This window comes from Isoptericola cucumis (assembly GCF_014635665.1).
Classification (GTDB): domain Bacteria; phylum Actinomycetota; class Actinomycetes; order Actinomycetales; family Cellulomonadaceae; genus Isoptericola; species Isoptericola cucumis.
In genome coordinates this window covers 149,108-167,138 of record NZ_BMDG01000006.1, presented here as the reverse complement: position 1 = coordinate 167,138, position 18,031 = coordinate 149,108, and the positions used below count along the sequence as shown (strand labels likewise).

The 18,031-nt window shown below is 75.9% G+C and carries 18 protein-coding genes; 8 read left to right on the top strand and 10 right to left on the bottom strand.

Annotated features, from left to right (window positions below):
• Positions 1-32 precede the first annotated feature (32 nt).
• The 5 genes from IEW03_RS10530 to IEW03_RS10510 are packed head-to-tail and all read right to left on the bottom strand — an operon-like array spanning position 33 to position 7,667.
• Positions 33-2,765, bottom strand: coding sequence for an FtsX-like permease family protein (locus IEW03_RS10530; RefSeq protein ID WP_188523638.1), 2,733 nt, complete (start codon positions 2,763-2,765; stop codon positions 33-35).
• Positions 2,765-5,764, bottom strand: a complete 3,000-nt coding sequence (locus IEW03_RS10525) for an FtsX-like permease family protein (protein ID WP_188523637.1) — start codon at positions 5,762-5,764, stop codon at positions 2,765-2,767. The genes IEW03_RS10530 and IEW03_RS10525 overlap by 1 nt, the downstream gene beginning before the upstream one ends.
• Positions 5,761-5,997, bottom strand: a complete 237-nt coding sequence (locus IEW03_RS10520) for a hypothetical protein (protein ID WP_188523636.1) — start codon at positions 5,995-5,997, stop codon at positions 5,761-5,763. Before IEW03_RS10520 ends, IEW03_RS10525 begins: the two co-directional genes overlap by 4 nt.
• Before the next feature lie 16 nt (positions 5,998-6,013).
• On the bottom strand, positions 6,014-6,814 hold the full coding sequence (locus IEW03_RS10515; RefSeq protein ID WP_188523764.1) for a GNAT family N-acetyltransferase: 801 nt from the start codon (positions 6,812-6,814) through the stop codon (positions 6,014-6,016).
• 55 nt (positions 6,815-6,869) lie between these two features.
• Positions 6,870-7,667 carry a TetR/AcrR family transcriptional regulator gene (locus IEW03_RS10510; RefSeq protein ID WP_188523635.1) on the bottom strand — a complete coding sequence of 266 codons (798 nt, stop codon included), beginning with the start codon at positions 7,665-7,667 and terminating at the stop codon, positions 6,870-6,872.
• Positions 7,668-7,731: 64 nt separating this feature from the next.
• On the opposite strand from IEW03_RS10510, the gene IEW03_RS10505 reads away from it, so the two are divergent.
• Positions 7,732-8,598, top strand: a complete 867-nt coding sequence (locus IEW03_RS10505; RefSeq protein WP_188523634.1) for an alpha/beta hydrolase — start codon at positions 7,732-7,734, stop codon at positions 8,596-8,598.
• An 18-nt stretch (positions 8,599-8,616) separates the two neighbouring features.
• Here the strand turns inward: IEW03_RS10505 and IEW03_RS10500 are convergent, their stop codons facing one another.
• Both IEW03_RS10500 and IEW03_RS10495 read right to left on the bottom strand, forming a co-directional pair.
• Positions 8,617-9,210, bottom strand: coding sequence for a hypothetical protein (locus IEW03_RS10500; RefSeq protein WP_188523633.1), 594 nt, complete (start codon positions 9,208-9,210; stop codon positions 8,617-8,619).
• Positions 9,207-9,545: a hypothetical protein gene (locus tag IEW03_RS10495; RefSeq protein ID WP_188523632.1), complete on the bottom strand. Its 339-nt coding sequence runs from the start codon at positions 9,543-9,545 to the stop codon at positions 9,207-9,209. Before IEW03_RS10495 ends, IEW03_RS10500 begins: the two co-directional genes overlap by 4 nt.
• 167 nt (positions 9,546-9,712) lie before the next feature.
• Between IEW03_RS10495 and IEW03_RS10490 the strand changes: the two genes are divergently transcribed.
• Positions 9,713-10,354 carry a LysE family translocator gene (locus IEW03_RS10490; protein WP_188523631.1) on the top strand — a complete coding sequence of 214 codons (642 nt, stop codon included), beginning with the start codon at positions 9,713-9,715 and terminating at the stop codon, positions 10,352-10,354.
• On the opposite strand, the gene IEW03_RS10485 is transcribed toward IEW03_RS10490, so the two are convergent.
• Both IEW03_RS10485 and IEW03_RS10480 read right to left on the bottom strand, forming a co-directional pair.
• A complete protein-coding gene (locus tag IEW03_RS10485) occupies positions 10,315-11,205 on the bottom strand; it encodes a phosphatase PAP2 family protein (RefSeq protein ID WP_188523630.1) in 891 nt (296 codons plus the stop codon). The genes IEW03_RS10490 and IEW03_RS10485 overlap by 40 nt on opposite strands.
• A 152-nt stretch (positions 11,206-11,357) precedes the next feature.
• Positions 11,358-11,819, bottom strand: coding sequence for an SRPBCC family protein (locus tag IEW03_RS10480; protein WP_188523629.1), 462 nt, complete (start codon positions 11,817-11,819; stop codon positions 11,358-11,360).
• A 138-nt stretch (positions 11,820-11,957) separates the two neighbouring features.
• Between IEW03_RS10480 and IEW03_RS10475 the strand changes: the two genes are divergently transcribed.
• The 6 genes from IEW03_RS10475 to IEW03_RS10450 all read left to right on the top strand — a co-directional run bounded on the left by IEW03_RS10475 (position 11,958) and on the right by IEW03_RS10450 (position 17,690).
• Positions 11,958-12,881 carry a DUF6772 family protein gene (locus IEW03_RS10475; RefSeq protein WP_188523628.1) on the top strand — a complete coding sequence of 308 codons (924 nt, stop codon included), beginning with the start codon at positions 11,958-11,960 and terminating at the stop codon, positions 12,879-12,881.
• On the top strand, positions 12,878-13,210 hold the full coding sequence (locus IEW03_RS10470) for a hypothetical protein (protein ID WP_188523627.1): 333 nt from the start codon (positions 12,878-12,880) through the stop codon (positions 13,208-13,210). Before IEW03_RS10475 ends, IEW03_RS10470 begins: the two co-directional genes overlap by 4 nt.
• A gap of 8 nt (positions 13,211-13,218) precedes the next feature.
• Positions 13,219-14,520 carry an MFS transporter gene (locus IEW03_RS10465; RefSeq protein ID WP_188523626.1) on the top strand — a complete coding sequence of 434 codons (1,302 nt, stop codon included), beginning with the start codon at positions 13,219-13,221 and terminating at the stop codon, positions 14,518-14,520.
• A 60-nt stretch (positions 14,521-14,580) separates the two neighbouring features.
• A complete protein-coding gene (locus IEW03_RS10460; RefSeq protein WP_188523625.1) occupies positions 14,581-15,720 on the top strand; it encodes a LacI family DNA-binding transcriptional regulator in 1,140 nt (379 codons plus the stop codon).
• 10 nt (positions 15,721-15,730) lie between these two features.
• Positions 15,731-16,357 carry a VOC family protein gene (locus IEW03_RS10455; protein WP_188523624.1) on the top strand — a complete coding sequence of 209 codons (627 nt, stop codon included), beginning with the start codon at positions 15,731-15,733 and terminating at the stop codon, positions 16,355-16,357.
• Between the two features lie 94 nt (positions 16,358-16,451).
• On the top strand, positions 16,452-17,690 hold the full coding sequence (locus tag IEW03_RS10450; protein ID WP_371870614.1) for a N(5)-(carboxyethyl)ornithine synthase: 1,239 nt from the start codon (positions 16,452-16,454) through the stop codon (positions 17,688-17,690).
• Here IEW03_RS10450 and IEW03_RS10445 read toward each other — a convergent pair.
• The gene (locus tag IEW03_RS10445; protein ID WP_188523622.1) at positions 17,679-17,915 is read right to left on the bottom strand and encodes a hypothetical protein; all 237 of its coding nucleotides are present in this window, start codon (positions 17,913-17,915) and stop codon (positions 17,679-17,681) included. The two genes, IEW03_RS10450 and IEW03_RS10445, sit on opposite strands and share 12 nt — an antisense overlap.
• Positions 17,916-18,031: the final 116 nt, after the last annotated feature.

Below are 18,031 nucleotides of genomic sequence, written 5' to 3'. Positions count from 1 at the left end.
CCCAGTCCTACCGCCCGCGCCCGTGGCCCGCCTCATTCCGTCTCCGCCCGCAGCCGGTCGACCGTCGCCGTCCTGCGGCCCAGCGCCGCGGACACCCCCACCCCGAGCGCGACCACCACGACGAAGCCGGCCCCGGCCAGCAGCAGCCACCACGGGTCCAGCACGAGCGGCGGCTGCACGTCGCCTCCCGTGAGCGGGCGCAGGTCGACGCTCGCCCGCAGCAGCAGCGGCACCGCGACGCCGAGCAGGGCGCCGACGACGAGCGCGACCGCTGCCCACGGCCCGACCTCCCAGCCGACGACGCCCCGGGCCTCCGAGCCGCGCAGCCCCATCGACCGCAGCACGGCGAGCAGCCGCCGGCGGGCCGGCGTCGCGAGGACGAGCATCAGCACGACGGTCGCCAGGCTCAGCGCGGCGGCCACGGCCACCGCCACGGCGGCGCCCGCCGCGATGCCCGCGGACGACGGCGACTCGAGCACCCGGGCCGTGACCGAGCGCAGGTCGTCCACCTCGGCCCCGGGAAGCGCGTCGGCGACGGCGGCGGCGACCTCCCGCGCGTCGGCGTCGGGCTCGAACGCCAGGAGCGCCGTGCGCGGCTCCGGTGACACGTCGAGCGCCGCCGCCGACGCGGCGTCGACCAGCACGAACGGCACGTCGGAGGGCACGCCGGGGATGGTCCCGACCGAGCGCGCCACGTCGAGGGCGACCTCCTCGTCGCCGAGCTCGAGCGTCGCCGGGGAGCCGGGGACCACGTCGTCGACGTCGTGCACCATGGCGGGGACGGCGCCATCGGCTCCACCCGCACCGGGCCCGGCGAGGCCGCCGGGGAGCCCGCCGGGCACCTGCGCCTGCACCCGGGCGAGCGCGTCGGTGTCGGCCACCAGCACGGCCACGGGGACGCCAGGACCGTCCTGGGCGACCCGTCCCTGGTCGTCGAGGCGGGCCACCGTCGCGACGTCCGCGACCCCGGCGACGTCGCGCAACGACGCGACCGCCTCGGAGCCCACCACAGGCCCGGTGGCCCGCACGTCCGCACCGAGCTCGACCCGGGCCTGCTGCTCCACGCCCGCGTCGAGCGTGGACAGGAGCACCGCCGAGGACGTCGCGACCGACACCGACAGCACCAGCGCGAGCGCGGGCACCACGCCCCCGGCGGACGCCCGCGTCGCGCGGGCGGCACCGAGGTACGGCACGAGGTCGCGGCGGCGGGCCAGCAGCCGCTCGAGCCCGCGGGCGGCGAAGGGCGTCACGCGGACGGCGACCAGCGTCGCCGCGACGCTGACCAGCAGCGGCGTCGCGGCGAGGAGCGGGTCGACGCCCTCCGCCACGACCCCGCGGCTCAGCAGCAGCCCGGCGGACAGGGCCGCGAGCCCGAGGACCGTCAGCTCCGCCACCAGCCGCAGGCGCGAGCGGCCGGGCGCGGTGAGGTCCGACCGCTCGGTGCGCAGCCCGCGGGGCATCGTCGCCGTCGCCGCCGCGACCGCCGGGGCCAGGGCGGCCGCGAGGGTCAGCAGCACCTGCGGCACCGTGACGGCGCCCGGCCACGCCAGCAGCCCCGCCCCGAGGCCCGCGAGCGCCGCCGGGACGCTCACGACCAGCCCCTCGGCCGCCGTCAGCGCGCGGACCTGCAGCCCGGTCATCCCGCGCGCCCGCAGGACGGCGAGCGCGGACCGGCGGCGGTCGACGACGAGGCGGGCGGCGAGCACCATCACCGCCGCCACGGCACCGAGCGGGCCCACCACGAGCACGGCCAGGATCGCGTCGGTGCCCGCCCGCTCCCCCAGCACGTCGTCGAGCACCCCGGCGAGCTCGGTGCGCGGCTGCAGGCGGACCGGGTCACCGGGGACGACCTCCAGCGAGGAGTGCGTCAGGCCGCGGACCTGCGCGGCGAGCCGCTCGACGTCGCCCGCCCCGACGCCCTCGGTCGACACCGGGTACCAGAGCCGGGTCTGCGCCCCGCGCAGCGCCGTGAGCGGGTCGATCATCGCGGGGGCCGTGTACGCGGCGGACGTCACGAGGTTGCCGCGCTCGAAGTCCTGGATCACCTGCGGCGCACGGGCGAAGGGCTGGTGGTACCAGGCCGACGCCTCCGGGTCGACCGGCTCGACGACGCCGACGACGCGCACGGGCGGGTACGCGAGGGACTCCGAGCGGTACGCCTCGCCGACCTCCCACCCGAGCAGGTCGGCGGTCGGCCCGGTCACGACCACCTGTACCGGCTCGTCGAGCACGGGCCCGGAGGACGTCACGGCGATCGGCGTCGCCACCGGCCAGTCGCCCTCGACGAGGCGCATCTGCTCGCGCAGGCTCGGCGACGCGCGCACCACGAGCGAGCTCTCGTCGACGTCGGTGCCGGGGACGATCTCGACCCCGTAGGGGTCGGTGCCCACGGCGAAGTCGGGCTCGCCGAGCACGCTGCGCAGCGGCTGCGGCTGCGCGTCGCGGATGCCGGTCATCCCGGCCAGGTAGCCGTCCCACGCGGGCTCGTCCGGCACGGTGGGCCCCGACCCGTCGCGGACCGGGCCCCCGAACGTCTCCGGCAGCAGCCCGGGGTCGGCCGCCGGCGCGCTCCCCGCGATCGTGACGGCGTCGCGCAGCAGCGGGGTGAGGTGCTGGGTCGCGTGGTCCACCTGCCGGGCGCGCATGTCGGCGACCGCCCGCGCGGCGGTCGTCGCCGCCGCGGCCGCGAGCAGGGTCACCAGGGCCAGGACGAGCATGGCGCCCCACGACGTGCGCAGGTGCCGCCGCACCAGGAGCCCGAGCATCAGCGCACCTCCTCGCGGTAGGCGGTGTCGCGGGCCTGGGCGACCACCCGCGCGCGGATCGTGACGGCGACGCCCACCAGCCCGGCGAGCAGGACGACGCCCGGCGCCGCGAGTGCGGACCACGCCACGTCCGGAACGACCGCCGGCACCACCGTCGCGCCGGTCAGCGTGGCCCCCGCCAGCCCCGGGACGACCGCCGCCGACACGACCACGCCGACCGCCAGCCCCACCGCGGCCGCCGCCACCCCCACGACGAGGAGCTCAGCCGCGCGCGCCCCGCCCTGGGCCCGCGGCGGCACCCCCACGGCCCGGAGCACGGCGACCTCGGGCCGGCGGGTGCGCAGGGTGGTCACCGCGGCGGCGGCCACCCCGACGACGGCGAGGACGACGGCGCCGGCCGCCGCGACCTCGAAGGCCGCGCGGACCGGCCCGGCCGCGTCGGCCGCACCGGGCGGGACCTCCGACGACGTCACGTCGGCGAGCCCCGGCGCCCCCGCCACCTCGCCGGCAGCCTCCGCGAGCCCGGCCAGCCCGCCGTCCGCGCGGCGCGCGTCGGTGGCGCCGACCCACACCTCGCCCGGGGCCGGCACGGTCGGAAGGCGGTCGAGCTGCCAGGCCTGCAGGTCGGCGAGCCCGACGAGCGCCGCGGCGGGCTGCCCGGCACCCGGCACGGCGTCGGCGACCCCCGCCACCTCGACCGTGACCGGCGTCGTCCCGACGGGCAGCTCGGTCCGCTCCCCCGCCTCGAGGTCGAGCCGGTCGGCCAGGGGCCTCGAGACGACGGCGGGAAGGTGCTCGGCGGCTGCGCCCGCCGGCACGACGCGGTAGGTCCCGGGCTGGTCCGAGCCCAGCTCGAGGCGTGCGCCGAACCCCGACGGCGGCCCGCCCAGCCGCGACGCCTCCATGCCCAGACCCGTCGCGGGCACCCACGCGCCCGCCTCGAGCGCCACGGGGGCCGGGACGGCGTCGCCGGCGGTGGCCTCGACGGAGTCCACCGCGAGGTCGAGCACGGCCCGCCACTCGAATATCCCGGTCGGCACCAGGTCCAGGCCGACGAGACGCTGGCCGGCCGGCGCGTCGCGCACCTGGGGCGGGAGCGGGACCGTCAGCTCCTCGGAGCCCCGGCCCGCGCGGATCGTCCCGGCCTGGTCGCTCCCGGGGTCGCCGTCCCCGTCGAGGTCGTACCCGAGGGTGCCCGCCTCGACGCCGGTGAGCCGGCCCCGGCCGTCGGCGAGCCACAGGCGCAGCTCGACCCCCGAGTCCTCGAGCTGCGCGAGCTCGCGGCGCCCGCGGTCGTCGCCGCGCGTCGCCGCCAGGAGCTCGGCCCAGGACAGCCGGCGGTCGACCCGCGCGCCGGGCTCCAGCTCGAGCTCGCCGAGGACGAGGCTGCCCGTCACCCCCAGGGCGAGCGTGTCCGTGCCGGGCGGCAGCGCCGGTGCACCCGCGAAGGGGTCGTCCCCGTCGAGCGGGGCCAGCATCGCGGCCGGGCCCTCCGCACCGTCGGGGACCCGCAGGACGGCGCCCGCGGCCGCGGGGTCCAGCGCGACCGTGGAGGCCGGCACGTGGTCGACGGCGCCGGTCGCGACGAGCACCGGCTCCGCCCCGGCGACGCCGTCGAGGGCGGCGAGCTCGCTCGAGACGTCGGACGGGACGCCCTCGGCGCCGGCCCGGTCCCCCGCGCCGACGACGCGCACGTCCGTACCGGTGGCGAGCAGGGCCGTGTCCGCGCGCAGCCGCTGGGACGTGCCCGCGTAGGTCGCGGCCAGCACCAGCGAACCGCATGCGAGGACGACCAGCACGATCGGGACCGCGACCACGGCCAGGCGCCGGGACACCTGGCGGGCCACCAGGACGCCGCCGGCGCCGCGGCCGCGCGCCACGACGGCGGCCCACCCGCGCGCGAGGGGCCCGAGCGCGGCGACCACGAGGACGGCGGCCGCGGCCAGCGCGAGCGCCGGGGCGGCGGCCGCCGCGACGTCGGTCTGCCCGCCGTCGGGCGTGGGCACCAGCGGCGAGCCGTACCGGCGCAGCAGCCAGAGCGTGACGCCCGCCGCCACGACGGTGAGCGCCACGGTGCCGAACGCGGCGGCCCGTCGGCCGCGGCCCGAGAGCTCGGCAGGGCGGCCTGCCGCGGCGGCGCGCGCCTGCAGCCCCGCGACGACGGCGAGCGTGGCCGCGGCGAGCACCGCCACCGCCGCGGCCGGGACCAGGACGCCGGCCGCGAGGGCTCCGGCGGTCGCGCCCCCGGACCCGCCGAGGGCGAGCCAGGCCGCCGCGCCCGCGCCGCCGAGCATCGCCGCGACGGCACAGACGACCAGCGCCTCCCCTGCCGCGGCCAGGGTCACCTGGGCGGGGGACGCGCCACGCGCGAGCAGCAGCCGCACCTCCGTCTCGCGCGTCGCGGCCAGCAGCCGGGCGACCTGCGCCACCGCGACCAGCCCGACGAGGGCGAGCAGCAGGAGCGGCACCAGCGTTACCGCCGACGCCGCGCGGACCGCCGCCGCCGTGGCCTGGGCGCGCTGCCCCAGCTCTCCCGTGACGGTGACCCCGCGCTCGGACACGGCGTCGTCGTCGAGCAGCACGGGCCCCAGCGCCTCGGCCCCCGACGCCAGGACGGGCAGGTCGGCCGGGCTCGTGCCCGCGAGGTCCGGGACCAGCGTCCATCTCAGGAACGGGTCGTCGGAGTCGTCGTCGGGGACCTCCTGGACGTCCAGCCGGTAGGGCACACCCGCGAACAGGCGGGCGGCGGTCTCGGAGAACGCCTCCTCCTGGCCGCGGGCGCCGTCGGGGTCCGCGCGCAGACGGGTGGTCACCACGAGCGTCGCCACGCGGCCGTCGGCGGCGGTCAGCCCCTCGTCCGTGATGGCGGTCTCGGCGCTGCGCACCGCGACCAGGGTGGTGCCGACGGCGGCGGTCACCGCCGCCACCAGCAGCAGCACGAGCACGAGCAGGCCGCGGTGAGCGCCCGCCCGGCGCGCCAGGAGCCCGCTGCGGCTCACCTTCGCCCGCCTTTGTCCCGCGGCGCCCGGCCGCGCCGTTCGTTGCCCCGTCGGTAGTTCCCGGTCGCCCGGGCCAGCAGCTGCTGGTCGGTGTCGTCGTCCTGGCCGAGGAGGGCCACGAGCCGGTCGGCGCGCGCCCCGGCGACCGTCACGACCAGGCGACCGCCCCGGCTCACCAGCACCTTGCCGTCCTGGGTGACCCGGTAGTCGAAGGGATCGTCGTCGAGCCCCATCGATACGCCCCCTGTCCTACCGGCGCCAGAGGTACGGGGTCGTGGTGGACACCTTGACCAGGCCCGACCGCTCCAGGATGGGACGGGAGAACTCGGTCGAGTCGCTGTGCACGTAGTGCTTGCCCAGCACGAGCGCGGAGCGGGCGCGGGCCGAGGTGAGCGCCCGGTAGATCCCGCGGCCCCGCCACTCGGGGCGGGTCGAGCCGCCCCAGAGCCCGGCGAAGTCGGAGCCGGCGACCGGTTCGAGCCGTCCGGCGCTCACGACCTGCCCCGCCGCCTCGGCGACCCACAGCTCCATGGCGGGGTCCCGCTCCTGGCGGCGCAGGATCGCCGCGGCGTGCCCGGACGTGGCGGGGTCGTCGCCGAAGACCTCGTCGGCCATCGCGCTCATCGCCCGCACGTCGTCCGGGGCGGTGATCCGCCGCAGGGTGACGCCGTCGGGCAGCGGGACGTCGGCGACCAGCGCCTGCGTCTCGCCGATCATGATCGACTCCGGCTCGTCGGGCGCGAAGCCGTGGTCGACCAGGGCGTCGTGCAGCCCCGGCGCGGCGTCGTGGCCGCGGGTCTTCCACTCGACGCGCGAGATGTGGGCGTCCTCGCGGTAGTGCGCCAGGGCCGCCGCGACGAAGCCGCGGACCGTCGCAGCGTCGGCACCGCCCAGGTCGCGGTAGGTCACCATGCCGCGGCCGCCGTCGAACGTCACGAGCCGCAGGGGACCGAGGCGCACGACGGACGTCGCGCCCGGCGTCTCGGCGTCGGTGCGCAGCTGGTCGTCGTAGGCGGCGAGGAGCCGTGGGCGGTCGGCCGCGGGAGTGATCACGGACGAAGGGTGCCAGTCCCCTGTGACGGTGACAACAGATTTCGCCCCGCCGTCACGGCCCGGCGGGCGCCCGCCCCGGCCGACCGCCCGTCCCGAGCCCCTCGCAGAGCACGTCGACGACGCGCCGCACGGAGGCACGGGGCGCGTCCTGCCAGTCGTGCGGCGCGTGCTGCACGAGGGCGTGGGCGCGGGGGTACCGCCGGTCGAGGTCGCCCACCAGGCGCTGGGTCGCCGCCGCCTGCTCGCGCCACGCCGCCGCGCCGTCGCCGGCGGCCGCGCGGGCGTGGCCCGCGTCGGTCTGCGCCGCCGCGCGGACCACGGCGTAGAGCGTCGTCACGACGGGAGCGCGGGAGCCCGGCGGCGTGCGCCAGCGCTCGAGGACGGCCAGGAGCCGCTCGAGCCAGTCCTGCTGGTGGGGGCCGCCGGGAGCCTCGGTCCACGAGAGCTCCGTCAGCCAGGGATGACGCCGGTAGAGCGCGAAGAGCTGCTCGGCCCAGGCCGCCAGGTCGTCCGCGAGCGAGGTGCCCGGGTCGTCCCACGCGGGCAGCACGGACGCGTGGTCCTCCATGAGCGCCAGCAGCTGTTCCTTGGTCCCGACGTACGGGTACAGGCCCATCGCGCTGAGACCCAGCGGTGCGGCGACGGCCCGGGTCGAGACGCCGGCGAGGCCGGCCCCGTCGGCGACCTGCACGGCGGTGTCGAGCACGTCGTCCAGGTCCAGCCGGCGCTGCGGCCCTCGCCGCGGGGCGGGGGCGGCGACGCCGCGGTGCCGCCACAGGCGGCGCACGTGCGCCTCGACCTGCTGCGCTCCCCCGCCTGCTGACGACGCCTCCCGCGATGTCCCGCTCATTGCCGCCATCCTCTCATCGCCTTACAGTGTAAGGAGTTATTTCCCACCCCACCCAGGGAGACCCATGCCCACCGCCCGCCTCCACGACGACGCCGCTCTCGACGTCACGACCCTCGGCGACGGCCCCGCCGTCCTGCTCCCCGTCAGCACCGCGACCACCGAGGGCCCGCAGGCCGACGCGGTGCGGGCATGGGGAGCCGACCCGAACCTCGGGCACGCCCTCGCGACCCGGCTCGCTGCCGCCGGCTTCCGGGTGGTGGCCGCCGACTACGAGGGCCACCTCGCCGCCCGGCCGAAGCCCGGCACCCTCACGGCCGACGCGGTCGCCGCCGACCTGCTCGCCGTCGCCGACGCGGCAGGCGCCGACCGGTTCGCCTACTACGGCTACTCGTGGCTGGCCCTCGCCGGCCTGCAGCTCGCCCTGCGCACCGACCGGCTCACCGCGCTCGCCATGGGCGGCTACCCGCCGCTGGACGGACCGTACGCCGCGATGCTCACCGTGACCCGCGCGGCGCACGCGCTCGCCGTCGCCGCCCGGGACGCCCCGCCCGAGCCTGAGCCCGCGCCCGCGGCCGCCCCGGAGCCCGGGGACTGGGACGCCGTGCAGACGACGCAGTCGCCCGAGCTCACCGGGCAGTACGTGACCCTGTACGAGTCGCTCGCCGGGTTCGACGACCGGACGTCGCTGGACCTGACGATGCCGCGGCTCGTCGTCGTGGGCGGCGAGGACGACATCACCTACGGCCCGGCCTGGGGCGACGTCGAGGTGGTCATCGCCGGTGCCGTCGCCCGGCGCCGGGCCGAGCTCGAGGCCGGGGGCTGGGGCGTCGAGGTGCTGGACGGCAAGGACCACCTGTCCGCCATGCGGGCCGACGCCGTGCTCCCCGTCCTCGAGCCGTGGCTGACGGCCCGGCTCCGCGGCGTCGCCTGAGCGCACCCGCGCCCAGCGCTACGGGAGCGGCTCCGCACGCAGGGCGTCGTCCGACCACAACGACGCCCCCGCGTGGCCCAGCAGCAGCTTCGGGTAGTAGGTCCACGCGAACCAGGGTGCGCGCTCCGACGGGCCGAGCAGCCCGTCCAGCACGAGACCGCCCGCGGTGAGGACGACGCCGAGCGCCCGCCGCCGCACGCCGGAGCGCCGGACGACGACGGTCGCCGCCATGAGGTACGCGTAGTGGGCCGCCGCCCACGCAGGGCCGGGCACCCGGCGCCCGCCCGCCCCGGCGTCGAGCCACGCCACGGCGGCCGGGTGCACGTGCAGCGCCGCGAACGCCAGGTGCGTGCCGTCGCCCTGGCCGGGGCGCTCGTACCACCGCGCACAGGCGAGGGTGTTGTTGACATAGGCGCCGCCGGCGAGGTCGGTCGCGAGCGCGCACGCCACGGCCGCCCGCCCCGGGTCCGCGCCGCGCCGGCGGGCGACCAGCGGCGCGGCGACGGCGCCGACCACCGTCGTGGCCGCGGTGAGGACGTGGTCGACGGGCCGCGCCTCCGGCCCGACGAACTCGCCCCACGCCCGGCGCAGCCGGGAGAGCCCGCCGCTCACGCCCGCCCGCCCGCGTCGCCGCCCGCACGGGGCACGGAGTTCAGCGGCATCACCCGCTCGGAGACGAACATCCAGGCCGCGAACGTCGCGACGCCCGCGTCGAACGCCACCAGCGACCGGTCCCACCGGCGCCCGGCACCGACGGCCGCCCGGGTGAGGGCCAGCCCGCCGACGAGGTTCGCCGCGCCCCAGGCCAGGTTGACGAGCGGCCCGGAGTCCCGTCCGGCGAGCGGCGTCAGGTGCGCCCGTCCCGTCACCGCCGAGGCCAGGTGCGGCGCACAGTTGGCCACGAGGAGGCCGCCCACGAACGCACCGACGGCGCGACGCCGGCTCACGGGAGACCTCCCGGGGTGCGCACGGTCGGGGCGCAGGTCAGGGGCGCGATCCCCTCCAGGCTCGGCATGCCAGCCACGGTCGCAGCAACCCTCCCCCACGGCAACAGCGGAGCGCGCGGAGGTCCGCGGGATGTCACGGGCGTGCGCCCCGACGCTCCCTGACTCGCATGACGGCCCTCCTGCCGAGCACGCCCCTCCTGCTGGCGTTCCTCGGTGCCACGCTGGCGACCCTGGCCGTGCCGGGGCCGTCGGTGCTCTACGTCGTCACACGCAGCACGGCGCACGGCCGCCGCGCCGGGCTGCTGTCGATGCTGGGGCTCGAGACCGGGGCGGCGCTGCACGTCCTCGCCGCGGCGCTCGGGCTCGCGGCGCTCCTGGCGCGCTCGCCCGTCGCGTTCGACGCCGTCCGCTGGGGCGGCGCCGCCTATCTCGTGTGGCTCGGGGTCCGCGAGCTCCGCACCGCACGGCCGGGCACCGACGGCGACGCCGGCACGCCGCCGCCCGTCGGCAGGTGGCGGCTCTTCGCCGACGGGGTGCTGGTGGACGTGCTCAACCCGAAGACCGCGGTCTTCTTCCTCGCGTTCCTGCCGCAGTTCGTCGACCCGGGCCGGTCCCCGGCGGCGGGCCAGCTCGCCGCGCTGGGGCTCGTCTTCGTCGCGCTCGCCGCCGCGGTCGACAGCACGTACGCCGTGCTCGCCGCCCGCCTGGCCGCGCGGTGGCGTGCGTCCGGGCGCGTGCGACTCGTCATGAGCCGGGCCGCCGGCGGCGTCTACCTCGCCCTGGCCGGGGCAGCCGTCGTGGTGCGCTGACCCACGCCGTCGGCGTCGGTCATTGCGTCGCGCTCGCCGTCCTCGGCCGGCCGGGCATTCTCGTCCTCGCGCCCGCCGGCCTCGCCCTCGCGCCGCGCTCCGGACGACGACCCCCGCCTCGTGCGGGCGCGCCGCGGCCTGCTGCGCCACAGGTCGCGCCGGTCCGCCTCGATCAGGAGCCGCAGGAGCAGTCCGCCGACGAGCAGCCCGCCCACGAGGTCGGTCACCCAGTGCCAGCCGAGGTAGTACGACACGGCCACGGCGTTGAGCGCGATCGCGCCGACCCCCACCCGCAGCCCGCGCAGCGTGCGCTCGGACACGGACGTCCACCGCCCGACGAGGTACACGGCGGTCCCGTAGATGAGGATCGCCTCGGCGGCGTGGCCCGACGGGTAGCTGATGCCGCTCCATCCGAGGGTCTGCAGGCCGCCGTCGAACAGGCCGGCGTCGTCCGTGGTCGGTGCCGGCCGGGCGAGCAGCACCTTGAACAGGCCCACACCGCCGTAGAAGGCGACCTCGGCGGCCACCACGCACTCGAGAGGGCGCCAGGTCCGATGTCGCCAGGCGAGCGTGCCGGCGACGCCCACCAGGACCGGCAGGCACACCGCCTGGCCCGCGATCGGGTCGAGCACCTGCTGGACGAAGGGCTGCAGCCCGGGTGTGAGGCGCTGCGCCCAATGACCGTGGGCCGCCTGGTCCATCTCCTGCAGCGGCCCGGCTGCCAGCAGGGTCACGCCCAGCAGCGAGAGCGCCAGCACCGACGTCGACGTCGCCGCGTCGAACCATGACCGCGTGCGGCGTCGCGCGGCGCGTCCGACGGGCGGAGGCGTGCCGGACGCGCGCGAGGTCACGGGTGTCTGGAGCAACATAACCCCACGAGGCTAAGCGCCCACCCCGCCATCCGGCGCGCGGGAGGGCGTGACCATGCCCACTCTTCACGAGTGGTTCATGAGGCGCTCACCCGCCCGTGCCCGCGTCCTCACGCGACCCGCGGCCGCGCCCGTCAGACACGACCAGGGCTGGCGAGCGCAGCCGTGAGCCACTCGTTGCGCACGGTCAACAACCGGGTCAGGTACGACGTCAGCACGAGGCGGTCGACGGCGCGGCCCACCCACCACGCCGGCGACTCGAACGTCGCGACGTCGGTCATCACGGTCCCGTCGCCGTCCGCGTCGAACCGGTGCTCGTGGTGCCAGCGCCGGAAGGGGCCCGACACCTGCTCGTCCACGAACCGGTGCGGGGCGTCGTGCGCGCTGATCCGCGAGGTCATCGTGAACGGGACGCCGAAGTGCCGGGCACGCCACGTGACCACGTCACCGAGACCCATCACTCCCGCCGTCACGCCGCCGACCGCTCGCTCGCCCGAGGCCCTCATCGACGCCGTGTGGGCGTCGACCGAGAGGCTCAGCTCGAAGCACTGCCGTGGGGCCGCCGGGACGCGGGTGATGAGCTCGATCGTCGGCACGACCCGACCCTAGCGAGGCCTGCCCGCCGCGGACCCGCCACCGCCGCCGGTTGACAGGCGCCCGTCACTCTCGTACAACTGATAAATCGATTGTTCAGCGGCGAACTCCACGCCGTGACGACCAGGACGGCTTGGACTATGCCCTTCTCCCCCACCGGGTACTTCGACCCGCTGCCGCGCATCCTCGTGGCCGACGACTTCGACCACGGCATGAACGGATGGCTGGACCTGCGGCCCAACTTCGTCGCGCCGGGGTTCCGCGAGCACTCCGACGACATCGACCTGATCCACTGGGGCCCGACGATGCTCAGCTCGGCGACGTTCGCGTTCGGCGGCACGCACGGGTCGGCGAACGGCACCTACTCCCTCAAGATCTCCAGCCGCGCCGCGGCCGCACCACCCGACCAGCCGCCCGCGCCCGGCTCGATGGGGCTGGCCATCAAACGCCTGGCCGTGCCGCCGGGCGTCCGGCGGCTGCGGGTCGAGGCGCTCGTCGCCTACAAGGTCGAGCAGGACCGGCCCGGCCTCGGCGTGAACGACCTCCGGGCGTTCGGGATGTTCGTCGACCTGCAGGACGGCGAGCACCGGTACATGCCCGGGGTCCGCTACGTCAACGCCGTGGAGGGCAGCCCGGTGCGCCGCTGGCAGTACTACAGCCCCACGACGGCGACCGACGAGGAGTGGAGCTACGGGGCCGACGGCTGGCACAAGGCCGGCATCGACCCGCAGTGGTTCGGCGAGCGTGCCGCCGACGGCTCCACGGTCGCGACCACGTGGTTCGACGACGGCGAGCAGCACCTCATCTACAACGAGTCCGACGACAAGCTCAACTGGACCCCGTTCTCCCTCACCGTCGACCTGACCCGGCGCTGCTACGAGGAGCTGCGGGTCGGCGGCAAGGTGCTGCGGTTCCCGGACGGGGCCCACCCGACCCTGGCACCCGCCTACGACGACATCCAGGGGCTGCTGAACCCCGTGTTCTTCGTCGAGGCCGACACCGACCGCCGGGTGTCCCTCTTCCTCGACTCCGTGCTCGTCTCCGCGGAAGGAGAGCTCGCGTGAAGACCTTCTACTCCTCCGTCGTCGAGCTGCGACAGGAGTTCGTCACCGACATCGAGACCCACCCGTACGAGTGCGGGTGGGCCGACGAGGCGATCTTCTTCGTCGAGGTGCACGCCCCGGAGCCGGGCGTCCGTCTCGGCCTGCGCGTCCAGCTGAGCCCCGACGGCATCCGCTGGCACGACGAGGGCACCGTGATCGACACCGGCACCAGCACGTTCGCCCGGGTCACCCACTTCGGCGGCTTCCTGCGCCTGGCCGGGGCGGCCCACCGACCGGACGGCACCGCCGCACCGGCGACCATCTCCGTCCGACTTGCACTGAAGGGTTGAGGGACACGATGACGTTCCGCATCAACAGAGCGACGATCGGTGCCACCGTCGGCACCGCCCTCGAGTGGTACGACTTCTCGCTCTACGGCACGGCCAGCGCGCTGGTCTTCCCCACCGTCTTCTTCCCGACGCAGGACGCGACCGTCGCGACCCTGGCGTCGTTCGCGACCTTCGCGGTCGGGTTCTTCGCCCGCCCGATCGGCGGCCTCATCATCGGCAACCTGGGCGACCGCTACGGCCGACGGCAGATGCTCTTCCTCACCCTCGTGCTGATGGGCATCTCCTCGACCCTGATCGGCGTCATCCCCAGCTACGACGCCATCGGCATGACCGCACCCGTGCTGCTCGTCGTGCTCCGGGTGCTGCAGGGCTTCGGCGCCGGCGGCGAGTACGCGGGCGCCACCCTGCTGGCCGCCGAGCACTCCACGAGCAAGGCCCGCGGGATGAACGCGGCCATCCCCGGCGCGGGGAACGCGGCCGGCGCGCTCCTCGCGACAGGGGTGCTGACCCTGCTCAGCACGACCCTCTCCCACGACGCCTTCATGGCCTGGGGATGGCGGGTCGCGTTCCTCCTGAGCATCGCCGTGAGCGCGACGGGCATCCTCATCCGCCTCCGCGTGGACGAGAGCCCCGAGTTCACCGAGGTCAAGTCGGCGGGCAGGGCGCCCCGGGTCGCCATCACCGAGCTCTTCCGGACGGCCGGGCGCAAGATCCCGCTGGCGATGCTCGCCAGCATCGGCCCGAACGTCGCGAGCTACCTGCCGTCGGTGTACGCGCTGACGTACCTGGCGACGAACGTGGGGGCGCCGGAGTGGATCGGCCTCACCGGCATCCTCATCGGCAACCTGCTCAAGCTCGTCACCATCCCTCTCGCCGGGTGGATCAGCGACCGGGTGGGTCGCCGGCCCGTCTTCCTCGCCGGCGCCCTCGGCGCCGTGGTGCTCATCTACCCGTTCTTCTTCCTGCTCGACGTCGGCACCCCGCTCGCTGTCTGGGCGGCTCTGGTGCTCATCTTCACGTTCTGCAACGACGCGATGCTGGCCGCCCAGTCCGGCTTCATGTCGGAGCTGTTCGAGGTGCGCTACCGCTACACCGGCGTCACGTTCAGCCGGGAGATCACGGGGGCCCTGGTCGGCGGGACCCTGCCGTTCGTCGCCGCCTCGCTGACGTCCGCCGCCGGCGGGGACTCCTGGCTCGTCGCCCTGTACTGCGGCGTCCTGCTCGCCCTCGCGGCGCTCGGCATGTTCCTCCTGCCCGAGACCCGCGTGGTCGACGCCGAGGACCGGCCGGCGACGGTCGCCACGCCGTAAGGCCGGCGGAGCGGCGGCCCGAGGTGGCCGCCGCTCCCCGCCGCCGGGCATAGTGAAGCCATGGGCCGGCCCGCGACGCACGACGTACCACGACAGGGCTCCCGGAGCGGACCCGTCCGCCTCGCCGACGTCGCCCAGGCGGCGGGGGTCTCTCGTCCCCTCGCGTCCCGGGTGCTCAACGGCGACCCCGCCGTGCGCGCAGCACCCGAGACCAAGGCGCGGGTCCTCGAGGCCGCCGACCGGCTCGGCTACGTCCCGCACGTCGGCGCCCGGAGCCTGCGCTCCAGCCGCACCGGCCTCATCGGTCTCGTCGTCCACGACCTGTCGAGCCCCATCTACCTGGAGCTGATGCGGGGAGCCCGCGCCGAGGCCGCCCGTCACAACTACTTCCTGGTCCTCGGCGACGTCGACGAGCTGCTGGCTGACGACGACGCGTTCACCATCTTCATCAGCGGCCGCCGGGTCGACGGCATCGTCGTCCAGGGCGGCCACGGCGAGTTCGACCTGCGGGTCGACGAGATCGCCCACGCCCTCCCGACCGTCGTCGTGAACGCGCCGACGGCCGAGAGCGACACCGTCACCCAGGTCTTCCCCGACGAGGTCGCCGCGACCCGCATGCTCACGGAGCACCTCCTGGGCCTCGGCCATCGGCGGTTCGGGCTGGTGACGGGCCCCCGGCGCTCCACCACGAGCCTGCTGCGCGAGAAGGGGATCGCCGCCGCGCTGGCCGACGCGAGCCTCGAGCTGCGGGAGGAGGACCGCGTCCACGGGCCCTGGACCGCCGACGCCGGGCGCGCCGGCCTGGTCGAGCTGATCCGGCGCTGGGACGGGGACCCGCAGCGTCCGACCGCGGTGATCGCGGGCAACACGCTCATCGGGATCGGGATGCTCGGTGCCGCGGCGGCGCAGGGGTGGAGCGTGCCCGCCGACCTCTCCGTCGCCGCCGTGCACGACACCTGGGTCAGCGAGCACCTGGTCCCCGCGCTCACGACCGTCAGCCTGCCGCTGTACGACGTCGGCGTCACGGCCGTCCGCACCCTGCTGTCCGGGACACCCGGCGGCACCCGCATCGAGCTGTCCGACCCGCCGCCGGCGCTGCACCCGCGCGCGTCCACGCAGCGGCCGCCGGACCTCGGCCGCGCTCGCCACGACCCGCACCCGTCAGGAATCGAGAAGCCCGCCGGCGGTGGCCCTTCCTAGCGTGGTGGACATGAGCTACGTCAACCACGTCACCCTCGAGGTGACCGACATCGAGGCCGCCACCCGCTTCTGCTCCGGCGCGCTCGGCCTGGACCCCGGCACGAGCCGGGTCAGGCTGCGACAGGTGGACGCGCCGGCCGCCGGGTTCCGCGGCTTCGCCCTCACCCTGATCACCGCGCAGCCCGCGGACGTCGACGCGCTCGTCGACGCCGCCTCGGGCGCCGGCGCCGCGATCCTCAAGCCGCCGACGAAGTCGATCTGGGGCTACGGCGCGTCCTTGCAGGCGCCGGACGGGACCGTCTGGCAGATCGCGTCGGAGTCCAAGAAGAACTCCGGTCCCCCGACCACGGACGTCGTCGAGATCGTGCTGCTGCTCGGGGTCGCCGACGTCAAGGCGACGAAGCGGGCCTACGTCGAGCGCGGCCTCGAGGTCAAGAAGTCGTTCGGCGGCAAGTACGTCGAGTTCGCGTCCCCGGACGGAGCGGTCAACCTGGCGCTGTACGGGCACGACGCCCTCGCCAAGCAGGTCGGCGTCCCGGCCGAGGGCAGCGGCTCGCACCGCATCGTCCTGAGCAGCACGGCCGGCCCCTTCACCGACCCGGACGGGTTCGTGTGGGAGGCCCCGGCCACCGCCTGACCGGCGGGCATCCTCCGTCTGGCGGGAGGCTCGCTCTTTGGAGCGTACGATCCACCCAGGAGCTGCCTCTGGTTCCCCGATGATGGGAGTCCGGATGCCCGGCACCGCTCGACGTTCCCCCGTTTCCCTCAGCAACGCCGTCTCCAGCGCCTCGCCGAACGGCGGGCTCCTCACCCTCGGGCTGCTCGCCGGCTCCTCGATGGAGAACGAGCGGCGGCTGCCGATCCACCCGCACCACCTGGACCGCATCGACGCGGACGTGCGCGCCCGCATGACCGTCGAGCACGGCTACGCCGACGGGTTCGGGCTGGAGCCCGGCTACGTCGAGTCACGGGTCGGCAGGGTCGCGGGACGGTCCGAGGTGATCGAGTCCGCCGACGTGCTGCTCCTGCCCAAGCCGCAGGCGGCCGACGTGGCCGCGATCCCCGAGGGGCGCGTCCTGTGGGGGTGGCCGCACTGCGTGCAGGACGCCGACATGACGCAGACGGCGATCGACCGGCGCCTCACGCTGATCGCGTTCGAGGCGATGAACCACTGGACCCCCCGGGACGAGTTCGGCCTGCACGTGTTCCACAAGAACAACGAGCTGGCCGGCTACTGCTCCGTGCTGCACGCGCTGAGCCTCGTCGGCTCGACCGGCGACTACGGACCCCGGCTCAGCGCCGTCGTCATCGGCTTCGGCGCGACGGCGCGCGGCGCGGTCACGGCGCTCAAGGCGCACGGGATCCACGACGTCCAGGTCCTCACGCAGCGTGGGGTCGCGGCGGTCGGCTCGCCGATCCACAGCGCGCACATCACCCAGCTCAGCACCGACGAGGGCGCGGCCTATCTCAGCACCGTCCCCACGAAGGACGGCGACGTCCTGCTCCCGCAGTTCCTGGCGTCGCACGACATCGTCGTCAACTGCACCCTGCAGGACGTCGCCGCACCGTTGACCTACCTGCGGACCGAGGACCTGGGGGCGTTCGCCCCGGGGAGCCTGGTCGTCGACGTCTCGTGCGACGCGGGGATGGGCTTCGAGTGGGCACGGCCCACCACGTTCGACGACCCGATGTTCACGGTCGGTCGCGGCGTGAGCTACTACGCCGTCGACCACAGCCCGTCCTACCTCTGGGACTCGGCCACGTGGGAGATCAGCGAGGCGGTCCTGCCGTTCCTGCGCACGGTCCTGGAAGGTCCCACCGCGTGGGCCCAGAGCCGCACCGTCTCCCGCGCGATCGAGATCCGCGACGGGGTGGTCGGCAACCCGAGCATCCTGAGCTTCCAGGGACGCGAGCAGGCGTACCCGCACGCGCGGACGGCCGGGGCGCTCGCGCCTGCTTCATCGACGTGAGTGCGACCGTCGCACGGTCGGTCCGCTCGACCAGCGCATGACGTACCAGGCCGACGCATAGACCAGCACGCCCACGACCAGCGCCGCCAGCCCGGACTTCACGAGCACGGCCAGGGTGAGCTCCAGCCCGAGCGTGCCGTCCCGGTCCTGGACCGCGAGGACCGAGAACGCTGCGGACGCCGCGCTCACCAGGACGACGGACGAGGCGATCGACAGCCGCCTCACGGACCCGGCACGGGAGGCTGCGACTCGCTCGATCGTGAGCCGGCCGGACCGGAGGCGTCGCACGTACCAGACGACGATCGCGACCGCCCCGGCCAGCGCGTCCCACACGACGTGCG